This is a genomic window from Roseivivax isoporae LMG 25204, from assembly GCF_000521865.1.
GTDB lineage: Bacteria > Pseudomonadota > Alphaproteobacteria > Rhodobacterales > Rhodobacteraceae > Roseivivax > Roseivivax isoporae.
The window spans coordinates 21709-32986 of sequence record NZ_JAME01000042.1 but is presented as its reverse complement, the minus strand read 5'-3'; the positions used below and the strand labels follow the sequence as shown (position 1 = coordinate 32986).

Below are 11278 nucleotides of genomic sequence, written 5' to 3'. Positions count from 1 at the left end.
ACTTTTCAGGGGAGCAGGTCACGCTGAGTTCCCCGCAACGAGCGATGCTTGCGACGCCTTCGCCGGTCCTACCGCGGTGGTTTCTCGCATTTTGGGCCTCACGCACGCTGAGATCCTCTACTGCGCCCTCCAGAAGCCACCTATCAACAACCGAGTTTTGCTACACATATTGCTACACGCAAGAAAGAAGTCAGAATGTAAGTATCAGCTTTACATACTAAAAAATGAACACATCTCCATTTTCGACGGACTGTCTCTCCGCCACACAACCTGTCCTTCGGTAGAAATTGGCATTCGCCAGTTCCTTTCCGGCAGCCCCCCACCAGACCAGACACTTCATGACCGCCGGCGCGCCTTCGTCCGGAGCGTCCGCGCAGCCTTACGGGCGAGGCTGACGGCGGCGGGCAGCCGAGGCGCGCGGGTACGCGCCAAGCTTGCCGGCCCCTTCCGGTCAGCCCGGAACCTGCCCATGAATTCAGCAATCGCCGGATATCGCGCCGGCCCGGCTTGGAACGTCGGGAGGCGCCGTCGGGCACGGATTCCCTGCATGCAGCGTGCGCGGAGGAGCCCTTAGCGCGAAACCCAATCCCGGCAATGGCTTGCGGCATCATGTCCGCTATGCGTTGACCTGCGAACTTTGAAGCGTTTGCGTGGTTGACCTCACATCGGTTCACAACCTGAGGAGGACCCCATGTCAGAACTCTCGAGACGGCAGATGCTGCAGATCGTCGGCACCGCTGCCGGCAGCGCGGCGATGCTGCATGCAATGTCGGTCATGGGGCACGCCCAGGGCTCGACTTATTCGGGGCCGATCAAGCTCGATGGAGCGCCCGAGGGAACGAAGGTGCTGGTCCTCGGCGCGGGCCTCGCCGGCCTGACCGCGGCGCTGGAACTGCGGGCCGCGGGCTACGAGGTCGAGGTCCTCGAGTTCCGCGAGAAGGCCGGCGGTCGCTGCTGGACGCTGCATTCGGGCGACAGCTACACCGAGCTGGGCGGCGAGACCCAGAACGTCGACTTCGCCGAGGGCAACTACCTCAACCCTGGGCCCTGGCGCATCCCGCACTATCACCACGCGATCCTCGACTATTGCCGCCGGCTCGGGGTCCAACTCGAACCCTTCATCCAGAAGAACTACAACACCTACCTGCACCGCCAGGACGCGTTCGGCGGCAAGCCCGTGCGTTTCAAGGAGATCGCCACCGACCATCGCGGCCATACCTCCGAACTGCTCGCGAAGGCGGTCGACCAGGGCAAGCTCGACGACATGGTCACGGCAGACGACCGGGAGGCGCTGCTCGAAAGCCTGAAGACGGTGGGCGTGCTGAACGAGAAGTACGAATACGTCGAGAGCCTCGATACCGCGTATTACCGCGGCTATTCGAAGACCCCGGGCGGCGGTCTCGACGCGGCACCGGAGCCGACCGCGCCCATCGACCTGTCGACGATCCTCGATTCGAGGTTGTGGACGTGGCTCGCGACCCACGAATCGCTGAACCACCAGCTGACCATGTTCCAGCCCGTGGGCGGCATGGACCAGATCGCGCGCGGCTTCGAACGCGAGGTGGGCGACCTGATCACCTACAACGCCAAGGTCCTGTCGCTGCAGCAGGACGAGGACGGCGTGACCGTCACCTGGGAGGACACAGGCGGCGGCGGCCAGCAGACCTCCACGGCCGATTACTGCGTCTGCACGATCCCCTTCTCGATCCTCGGCCAGATCGACCACAATCTCTCGGGCGAGCTCAGCTCCGTCATCGACAGCATGTTCTACAACGGCTCGGTGAAGTGGGGCCTCGAGTTCAACCGCCGCTTCTGGGAAGAGGACGAGCACATCTACGGCGGGGTCAGCTACACCGACCTGCCGATCACCCAGATCAGCTATCCCTCCACCGGGTACCTGTCCGGGGGACCCGCGGTCCTGCTCGGGGGCTACACCTGGCGCGGGCCGAACAGTTTCGAGTTCAACGCCATGACGCCCCAGGAGCGCCTCGAAGTCGCCCTCGAATACGGCTCGCGGATCCACCCGCAATACCGCGACGAGTTCAAGACCGGGGTCAGCGTGTCGTGGCACAAGGTGCCATGGGTCCTCGGATGTTCGGGCATCTGGCAGGACAAGGACCGCGACTACGAGGCCGCGGCCAAGATCGACCGCCGGGTCGTCTGCGCCGGCGAACACATCTCGTATCTGCCGGCCTGGCAGGAGGGCGCCATCCTCTCGTCGCTCGACGCGATCACGCGCCTCCACGACAAGATCAAGAACGGATGAGACAGATGCTGAAGATCATGATTTCCACGGCGTTCGTGCTCTCGGCCGGCATGGCGTACGCGCAGGACGACCAGAGCGACGACCGCGAGGACGCGGCGACCGGGCTGCCGCTCGCGACCTTTTCCGACACGTCGATCACCGGCACGGAGGGGAAGGAGATTTACGACAACGTCTGCGCCGGGTGCCACATGCCCGAGGGCGAAGGGGCGTTCGGCGCCGGCATGTACCCCGCGCTCGCGGACAACCCGCAGCTCGAGTTCGCCAGCTACCCGATCTACATCATCGTCAACGGCCAGAAGGGCATGCCGGCGCTCGGGCCGATCATGTCCGACGACCAGATCGTCGAGGTGGTGGAATACCTCCAGACCGGCCTGAACGACTACGAGTCGGATGCCACCGTCGAACAGGTGCGCTCCGCCCGTCCGGAAGACCCTCAACAGACCACGGGAGAACACTGAATGCGGTCCACTCTGACACTCTGCGCCCTTCTCGCCTCGGCCGGCATCGCCTCGGCCCAGTCCGGCGAGGTGACGCGCCACCCGATCCCCGATTCGGACTTCCCGATCCTGCAGGCCGTCGAGGTGCCGCCCGGCGCGACCCTCGTCTACCTGAGCGGCACGGTCCCGCAGGTGGCGGACGAGACCGCCGAGGACGGCTCTCCCGAGCGCTGGGGGGACACGACCACGCAGACGGAGACGACGCTCGCGTCGATCGATGCGAAGCTCGAGAGCCTCGACCTCGACATGGGCGACGTCATCAAGATGCAGGTCTACCTGGTGGCGCCGGAAGGTGCGGAGGGCATGGATTTCTCAGGCTTCATGGACGGCTACACCCAGTATTTCGGCACGGAGGAGCAGCCGAACCTGCCGACGCGTTCGGTCTTCGAGGTCGCGGGCCTCGCGAACCCGTCCTGGCTGGTCGAGATCGAGGTCGTGGCCGTCCGCTCCGAGTGACCGCCGACCCCGCGTGACCTGCGAGGGGGCGGCACCCGCGCCGCCCCCTCTCCTCCGGCGACGCTCTCGGCTCCGCTTGATCAGCGGGCCGGCGAGGTCCAAATGAACCAAGCTGCGTATATTGCGGATTGGCGTTTGCGGATCTTCAGTCCTACCGGTTCGTCACTTCGACCCAGTACTCCCGGACGCGGAGTTTTTCGCCGAAACGAACTTCAGAGATGCATCGAAACGCCTGGGACCGCACCGGCAGCCGACGCGGGCGGCGGCGCCGGTTCATGTTTCCGTCTGAAAGGCATGCGGGATAATTATACCGATCGGCAAGGCACCGACGCTGCAGGCAGGCGCCGATGCCCTTGACGATCGCGGGTGCTGCGCCTGGAGCGGCCCTCGGGCCGTGCGGTGCCGTCGTCTGGTGAGCACGAGCGAGGGCCGCGCGCCTCAATCGTCATCGTCGTCACTTTCGCCGTCATCGCCGTCGTCGCCTCCGCGACCGCCGTCGTCATCGTCGTCGCCTCCATCCCCGCCGGAGCCTCCGGAACCGCCACGGCCGCCGTCGTCATCGTCGTCGTCATCGCGGCCCGAGCCGTCGCGCCCGCCGTCGTCGTCGTCGTCGTCGTCGCGGCCCGAGCCGCCGCGGCCGCCGTCGTCGTCGTCGTCGTCGCGGCCCGAGCGGCCACGCCGGCCGTCGTCGTCGTCGTCGTCCCGGCTCTGGTTGATGCGGGTGACGTCGCCCCGGGACAGCGGGTCTCCGCCGCCGCGCGACCACAGGCTGTCGGCGCCGGGCCGGCCGAAGCTCTGAACCAGTTCCTCGTAGGACAGGACGCCGTTCCCGTTCCGGTCGACGTCGGAGAACCGCGCCGATTGCGCCACGGCCGATGTCGAGGCGAGCAGGAGCGCGCCGACGAGAAGGGGCGCATGCAAGTGGGTGGTCTTCATCTTTTCCTCCATGGGATGGGTCGTGCGGGTGCGCGAGGGATCAGTCGTCGTCGTCGTTCCGGCGGCGCCAGCGACCGTCGTCATCGTCGTCGTTCCGGGCGCGCCGGTTGCCGTCATCATCGTCGTCGTGGCGATGGCGTCGGTACCCGTCGTCATCGTCGTCGTCGCGATAGGCGCCGCGGATGTCACCGCGCCGGGCTGCGAACTCGTTCGCGATCAGGCCGTTGAAGAGGCGCAGGATCATGTCGGCCTCCTGTGCCGGCGTCGGCGTCGGCGCGAGGCCGAGAGCGGCGGACATCAGGCCGGACGCCGCGAGTGTTCCAAGGTAACGCATGGTCATTCCTCCTTCGGAGCCGGTCCTGCGGCTCGGAAGGAGTACGGGCGGGGCCGGGATCTATTCCCGCCGCGTGCCGATCGGCGGACGCCCGGCCAGCCGAAGGAAGAGGCGCCGGCCCCGCGCGAGGACCGGATATGCGAGGGCCGCCCGCCGCGGCGACGCGAAGACCCTGCGCTGCAGGTCGTTCAGGATCCCCCCCGGCGCCGACAGGGTGGCGAGAAGGTGCACCGCGTCGCGCCCGTGGAACTGCCGGCCGCGCCACGTCACCACCATGCCCGCGTCGAGATCGTGGCCCGCGGCGCGCGCCGCGGCGACGCGGGGATCGTCCGAGCGCGCGTCGACCAGGTCGACCCGGCCGACCGAGGCGCGCAGGCGCAGCATCGACGTGTAGGATGCGCAGAACGGGCAGTGCCCGTCATAGAGGACGGTGATGTGATCGCTCATGGCCTTCGCTCCCGGTCGTCTGGCGGATGCGGGAATAACGTGTGCCGCCGGACGTAATTCCCCGGAGCATGACGGACGGAGAGGACAGATGATCCCGAGGTACCGTGCGGCGCAGTTCTGGGGGCGCGCGACGGACGCCCTTTCGACCCCTGTCCCGGCCCTGTCGCTCGCGGTCTTCCGGATCGCGCTCGGCGCGCTTCTGGTCTGGGACTGCTGGCGGTTCATCAGGTACGATCGGATATGGCGCTACTGGATCGCGCCGGACTTCCACTTCACCTATCCGGGCTTCGGCTGGGTCACGCCGCTCCCCGAGCCCTACATCCAGCTGGCCTGGCTCGGCATGGGGCTGGCGGCGCTGCTCGTGATGCTGGGGCTGTTCTACCGGGTGGCCATCGTCGCGCTGACGCTGAGCTTCGGGTACTTCTTCCTTCTCGACAAGGCCGAGTACCTCAACCATTTCTACCTGGTCCTCCTGTTCCTGGTCCTCCTGTGCGTCCTGCCGGCACACCGGACGCTGTCGCTCGATGCGCGTCTGCGACCGCGCGTCCGGCGCGACCACGTTCCCTATGCCGCGGTCTTCATCCTGCGCGCGCAGATGGAGATCATGCTGGTCTTCGCCGGTCTGGTGAAGCTGACGCCGGACTGGCTGGCCGGGGAGCCGCTGGGCCTGTGGCTGCGGAACCAGGCGGACGATGTCGCCCTCGGCGCCCTGTTCCGCTACGACTGGGTGATCCTCGCGGGCACATGGGGGACGGTCGCGCTGCACGTGCTCGGTGCGCCGCTGCTGCTCTGGCACCGGACGCGGCTGGCGACATTCGCGGTCTACTGCGTCTTTCACGGCGCCAACGCCATGTTCTTCAACATCGGCATCTTTCCGTGGCTGACCATCGCGGCGACCACGATCTTCTTCGCGCCGGACTGGCCGCGGCGCGCGGCGCGCTGGCTGCTCGGCCGGTTCGAGGCGCTGCCGCCCTATGCCCCGCCCGCATTTCCGGCCCCGCGGACCCTGCCACGTGCCGCGCTGGTGGCCATGGCCGGATGGATCGCCGTTCAGGTCGCGCTTCCCCTCCGCGCGGCCTACTTCCCGACCGAGGTGCGCTGGAGCGGAGACGGGCACCGCTTCTCCTGGCGGATGCGCATCTACGACCGGCAGGCGGAGGGCAGCTTCGTCGTCGCCGCCGACGGGCAGCACTGGACGGTGGCCCCGACCGAATACCTGACGGCCCGGCAGGCGGACAAGATGATGGTGCGGGCCGACATGGTCCACCAGTTCGCGGGCTACCTCGAGGACGTCTGGGAAGACGCGGGCTACCGCGACGTGGCGGTCCGCGCGGAGATCCGGAAATCCCTGAACGGTCGCGCGGCGCAGCATTTCGTCGATCCTGCGGTCGACCTCACCGCCGTGCCGCTGGCCTACCTGTCGCCCGACGATTGGGTGATGCCGCTCGCCGTCCCGGTCTGGGGCGTGGCGGACACGAGGGCGTCCGGATTCCTCGACGACGACGGGGAGCTTCTGGTCCTTCCGCCGCGACCGGACCTGACCGGCCGCGGCGCGAGCACCGGCCCCCGGCAGCCCGCCGCGCTCCCGGGGGCAAGCACCGACACGATGTGACCGGCCGAGCGGCCTGGCGCTTTCGCGAACCGGATAGACAGCAGGCACGGGCGGGCGCGAGAAATCCGCGAGCCTCGTTCGCGCTCGGATGTCGACGGCACGGGCCGGTCTCACGCGCGGGCGCCTCACGTGCTGCACCCGTTGGCCGATTTCGTGGATCCCTTGCCATGCCTTTCCGTCGCGCTGCCCTCACGCCCTTCGCCTCCGGCCTCCTGGTCACCTCGATCGCGGCCGCCGCGCCGCTCGCGGCCGGGGAGCGCGCCGCCCCCACGCCGGACGAGCTCGCGTTCTCGGTCGAGAACATGGACCTCTCGGTCGATCCGCGGGTCGATTTCGGCCGCTATGCCGGCGGGGCGTGGCTCGACCGGAACGAACGTCCGGACACGCTCGTGGAATGGGGCATCTTCCAGACGCTGGGCGCGCGCAACAAGGCCATCATGGCGGACCTGCTGGCGGCGGCCGGCAGGAATGCGGACATCGCCGCACCGGGAAGCCCCGAGGCCCAGGTCGGCACGGTCTACAATGCCTACATGGACGTCGCCGCGCGTGACGCGGCCGGGATCGCGCCGCTTCAGCCGCATCTCGACGCCGTCGCGGCGGTGCGCTCGCGCGACGACCTGGCCCGTCTGATCGGACATTTCGCCCGGACCACCGCCGCACCGGCGCTGCTCCTGCGGGTCGGGCCCGACATCGACTTCGCGGACAGCCGCAGCTACGCGATGTTCGCCTCGAGCGGCACCTTCGGCCTCACCTTCGAGGACGTGCTGGAAGAGCCGCCCGGCGCGCCGCGTCTCGAAGCCTACCGTGCCTATCTCCGGCAGGTCATGGAGATCGCCGGCCGGTCGCCGGCGGAGGCCGCGCGCCTTGCCGACCTCGCGGTGGCGATCGAGGTCGAGCTGCATGCGGGCGAACTCTCGCCGCTCGAGGCGAACGATCCCGCGCTCATCAACAACGTCATGCCGCTCGACGCGCTGCAGGCGCAGATCCCCGAGCTGGACCTGTCCCTCGTCTTCGAGGCGATGGGCTACGCGGCGCCCGACACCGTGACCGTGCCCGAGCCGCGCTATTTCCCGGTCCTGTCCAGGGTCCTGCGCGAGCGGTCGCTGGAGGACCTCAAGGATTACGCGGCGGTGAGCCTCGTCGTGGGCTATTCGGGCGTGCTCACGACGGCGTTCGACGAGCCGGGCCGCGCGCTCGGCGAAGCGCTGCTCGGCACCTCGACGCTGGAGCCGCTGGGTGACCGCGCCTTCGCCCTGATCGCGGGCGTGCTCGGCCATCCCGTGGGTCAGATCTTCGTCGCCGCCACCTTCACCGAGGCCGACAAGGCCGCCGCCACCGACATGATCGCCCGGGTGCGCGAGGTCTTCGCCCGCCGGATCCCGACGCGGGCATGGCTGTCCGAACCGACCCGCGCGGCCGCGGCCGAAAAGCTCGACGCCTTCACGATCCGCGTGGGCTACCCCGACACCTGGCTCGATTATTCCGGCGTCGAGATCGGCAGCGACCTCGTCGCCAACGTCGACAACGCCGTCGCCTTCCGGAAGGACCTCCAGCACGCGCGCTTCGGCGGCCCGGTGGTGTTCGACGCGTTCTCGGACCCGAGCGCGACCCTGCCGACCGTCGTCAATGCCGGCTACAACCCCCAGCTCAACGGCTTCGAGATACCCGCTGCGATCCTCCTGCCGCCCATGTTCGACGCGGGCGGCGATCCGGCGGTGAACTTCTGCCGGATCGGGGCGGTGATCGGCCACGAGATGACCCACGGCTTCGACAGCTTCGGCCGCGCCTTCGATGCGAAAGGCAGCATCGCCGACTGGTGGACGCCCGAGGACACCGCCGCCTTCACGGCCGAGACGCGGAAGCTCGTGGCCCAGACCGACGCCTTCGAGGTGCTGCCGGGGCTCTTCGGCAACGGCGCGCTCGAGGTGACCGAGAACCTCGCCGACGTGGGCGGCCTCACGCTCGCCCACGAGGCCCTCCGCGGCTACCTGGCCGACCATCCCGAGGCCGACGTGACGATCGACGGCCTGACGCCGGACCAGCGCTGCTTCGTGTCGTGGTCGCAGACCTGGACGGCAGAGGTGGCCGAGAACTTCCTCAGGTCGATCACCGCCACCGACGCGCACGCGGCCCCCGCCTACCGCGCCGTGGCGCCGCTCCAGCACCTGCCCGCCTTCTACGAGGCATTCGGGATCGTCGAGGGCGACCCGATGTGGCTCGCGCCCGAGAAGCGCGTGAACATCTGGTAGCGGCAGGGCCGGCCGATCAGATGATCGCTCGACGCAGGCGGGCAGAGACCCATTCGCTTGCGACCACGGTGCCGAGGATCAGGAGGAGGATCACCGCGACCTCGTCCCATGCGAGGGTGTTGATCGAGGCATTGAGCTTGAGACCGATGCCGCCTGCTCCGACGAGGCCGAGGATCGTGCTTTCGCGGATGTTGATGTCCCACCGGAAGACCGAGATGCCCCAGAAGGCCGGCATGATCTGCGGCAGGATCCCGTAGTTCAGGACCTGCGGACCGCTCGCGCCCGTGGCAGCGACCGCCTCGATCTGCCGCGCGTCGGTTTCCTCGATCGCCTCGTAGAGCAGCTTGCCGACGAAGCCGATGGACCTGAGCGCGATCGCGACGATGCCGGCCAGGAGCCCGGGCCCGATGATCGCCACCAGCAGCAAGGCCCAGATCAGCGCGTTGATCGAGCGCGACGCCACGATGATGAAGAGCGCGACGGGGCGCAGGACCATGGCCGAGGGCGTGGTGTTGCGCGCCGCGAGGAAGGCGATGGGAAACGCCATCGCGACGCCGCCGAGCGTGCCGAGCGTCGCGATGTTGATCGTGTCCCAGAGCGGCAGCAGGAGCTCGGGCACGTAGCCCCATTCGAGCGGCCACATCCGGCCGCCGATATCCGCGGCCTGCCGGGGCGCGTCGGTGACGAACGCCCAGATGGTGGTCTCGGTCATCACCTGCCAGCACCACACGAACAGGGCGACGAGGCACAGCCAGCCCATCCAGCGCACGAGCCGCGCGCGCGGCGTTCTGCGGTGCCAGATCTCGGAATAGGGGGCGGCGGTCATTGCAGGAACTTCCTCAGGTAGCTGGAGCCGTATTCCGCGATCATGACGATGCCGATGATCAGCAGCAGGATCGCGCCCGCGCTGTCGTATTCGTACCGGTCGATCGCGGTGTTCAGCGTCGCGCCGATGCCGCCCGCGCCGACGATCCCGATCACCGCGCTTTCGCGGAAGTTGATGTCGAGCCGGTAGAGCGACAGGCCGATCAGGCGCGGCATGACCTGCGGCTGCACGGCATAATCCACGAGCTGCGCCCACGACGCGCCTGTCGCGCGCACGGCCTCGACCTGGCCCGGCTCGATCTCCTCGATGTCGTCGGCCAGAAGCTTGGCCAGGAAGCCGATGGTGGCGAAGGACAGGGTGAGGAAGCCCGCGAAGGGGCCGAAGCCGAACATGGCCACGAGGAAGATCGCGATGATGACCTCCTGCAGGGCGCGGCTGACCGCGATGATCCCGCGGCAGACATAGTAGACGGGCGCGGGCACGAGGTTGGCGGCCGCGCCGATGCCGATCGGCACCGAGATCAGCACGCCCACCACCGTGGAGGTGAGCGTCATGGTCAGGCTCTCGATCAGCCCGCGCGAGATGTCCGTCCAGCGGCTGGTGAAATCCGGCTGCAGGAAGCCCGCGGCGAAACGCTGCCCGCGCGCCAGCCCCTCGGCCACGCGCGACCAGTCGACCTCGATCGTGCCGAGCGCCATCGCGAGGTAGAGCGCGATCCCGAGCTGGACGGCATAGCGCCAGCGCGTCGACCGGATGAGCTGCGGCGGTTTGCGCCAGGTGGCAGGATAGGCCGTGCTCATTGCGCCAGAGCCTCCATCCGCCGTTTCGCGTCCGCCTCGGCCTCGGCCTGCTCGGCATCGCCCTGGCGCATGGCGTTCCAGTCCTCGGCGCCGTAGATCTCGGTCAGCGCGTCCTCGGTCAGCTCGGAGGGCGGGCCGTCGAACACGATGCGGCCCGCGCGCAGGCCGACGATGCGCTGCATGAACTGCTGGGCCAGCGGCACGTCATGGATGTTGACGATCGCCGGCAGCCCGCGCTCGGCGCAGATCTCGGTGATGAGCCGCATGATCTGGCGCGAGGTCTTGGGGTCGAGGCTCGCGGTCGGCTCGTCCACCAGCAAAAGCTCGGGCTCCTGCGCCAGCGCCCGGGCGATGCCCACGCGCTGGCGCTGTCCGCCCGAGAGCGCGTCGGCCCGGCTGTCGGCGCGGTCCATCAGCCCCACGCGGTCGAGCAGGCGATAGGCCGTCTGCACGTCGCGCGCGGGATACCTGCGCAGGAAGCTGCGCCAGAAGGGCACGTAGCCCAGCCGCCCGGACAGGACGTTCTCCATCACTGTCAGCCGTTCGACCAGCGCGTATTCCTGAAAGATCATGCCGATGCGGCGCCGCTGGCGGCGCAGGTCGGCCTTGCCGAGGCGCACGAGATCCACGTCGCCCAGCGTGACACTTCCCGCGCTCGGCTCCACCAGCCGGTTGATGCAGCGGATGAGGGTCGACTTGCCCGCGCCCGAGGGCCCGATCAGGCCGAGGATCTGGCCCTTCGGCACCGACAGCGTCACGTCGCTGAGCGCCGGGTCGCCGCTCGTGTAGGTCTTGGACACACCTTTCAGGTGCAGCATCGCGGTCTCCTCGTCGAACGAAAAACGGGCGGCCGGA

Annotated in this window: 11 protein-coding genes; 5 read left to right on the top strand and 6 right to left on the bottom strand. The window is 68.5% G+C overall.

Annotated elements, in window-relative coordinates:
- Positions 1-691 precede the first annotated feature (691 nt).
- Genes RISW2_RS19950 through RISW2_RS19940 form a run of 3 tightly spaced genes read left to right on the top strand, consistent with a single transcriptional unit; the run spans position 692 to position 3219 of the window.
- Positions 692-2266, top strand: a complete 1575-nt coding sequence (locus RISW2_RS19950) for an NAD(P)/FAD-dependent oxidoreductase (protein WP_043774291.1) — start codon at positions 692-694, stop codon at positions 2264-2266.
- A gap of 5 nt (positions 2267-2271) precedes the next feature.
- On the top strand, positions 2272-2724 hold the full coding sequence (locus RISW2_RS19945) for a c-type cytochrome (RefSeq protein WP_051492188.1): 453 nt from the start codon (positions 2272-2274) through the stop codon (positions 2722-2724).
- Complete coding sequence (locus tag RISW2_RS19940) at positions 2725-3219, top strand: RidA family protein (RefSeq protein ID WP_043774290.1); 495 nt, start codon at positions 2725-2727, stop codon at positions 3217-3219.
- A 438-nt stretch (positions 3220-3657) separates the two neighbouring features.
- Here the strand turns inward: RISW2_RS19940 and RISW2_RS25510 are convergent, their stop codons facing one another.
- Genes RISW2_RS25510 through RISW2_RS19925 form a run of 3 tightly spaced genes read right to left on the bottom strand, consistent with a single transcriptional unit; the run spans position 3658 to position 4936 of the window.
- A complete protein-coding gene (locus RISW2_RS25510) occupies positions 3658-4155 on the bottom strand; it encodes an EF-hand domain-containing protein (RefSeq protein WP_211238727.1) in 498 nt (165 codons plus the stop codon).
- A 40-nt stretch (positions 4156-4195) separates the two neighbouring features.
- Complete coding sequence (locus tag RISW2_RS19930; protein WP_156943902.1) at positions 4196-4489, bottom strand: hypothetical protein; 294 nt, start codon at positions 4487-4489, stop codon at positions 4196-4198.
- Positions 4490-4549: 60 nt separating this feature from the next.
- Positions 4550-4936, bottom strand: coding sequence for a DCC1-like thiol-disulfide oxidoreductase family protein (locus RISW2_RS19925; RefSeq protein WP_043774282.1), 387 nt, complete (start codon positions 4934-4936; stop codon positions 4550-4552).
- Between the two features lie 88 nt (positions 4937-5024).
- Between RISW2_RS19925 and RISW2_RS19920 the strand changes: the two genes are divergently transcribed.
- The gene (locus RISW2_RS19920) at positions 5025-6548 is read left to right on the top strand and encodes an HTTM domain-containing protein (protein WP_051492187.1); all 1524 of its coding nucleotides are present in this window, start codon (positions 5025-5027) and stop codon (positions 6546-6548) included.
- 167 nt (positions 6549-6715) lie between these two features.
- Entirely contained in the window at positions 6716-8797 is a 2082-nt protein-coding gene (locus RISW2_RS19915; protein ID WP_043774280.1) for a M13 family metallopeptidase, read from the top strand.
- A 16-nt stretch (positions 8798-8813) separates the two neighbouring features.
- Here RISW2_RS19915 and phnE (RISW2_RS19910) read toward each other — a convergent pair whose 3' ends face one another.
- The 3 genes from phnE (RISW2_RS19910) to phnC are packed head-to-tail and all read right to left on the bottom strand — an operon-like array spanning position 8814 to position 11241.
- Positions 8814-9623, bottom strand: coding sequence for a phosphonate ABC transporter, permease protein PhnE (phnE, locus tag RISW2_RS19910; RefSeq protein WP_043774279.1), 810 nt, complete (start codon positions 9621-9623; stop codon positions 8814-8816).
- Complete coding sequence (gene phnE, locus RISW2_RS19905) at positions 9620-10423, bottom strand: phosphonate ABC transporter, permease protein PhnE (RefSeq protein WP_043774277.1); 804 nt, start codon at positions 10421-10423, stop codon at positions 9620-9622. The genes phnE (RISW2_RS19910) and phnE (RISW2_RS19905) overlap by 4 nt, the downstream gene beginning before the upstream one ends.
- Positions 10420-11241, bottom strand: a complete 822-nt coding sequence (phnC, locus tag RISW2_RS19900) for a phosphonate ABC transporter ATP-binding protein (RefSeq protein WP_043774275.1) — start codon at positions 11239-11241, stop codon at positions 10420-10422. The genes phnE (RISW2_RS19905) and phnC overlap by 4 nt, the downstream gene beginning before the upstream one ends.
- Positions 11242-11278 lie beyond the last annotated feature (37 nt).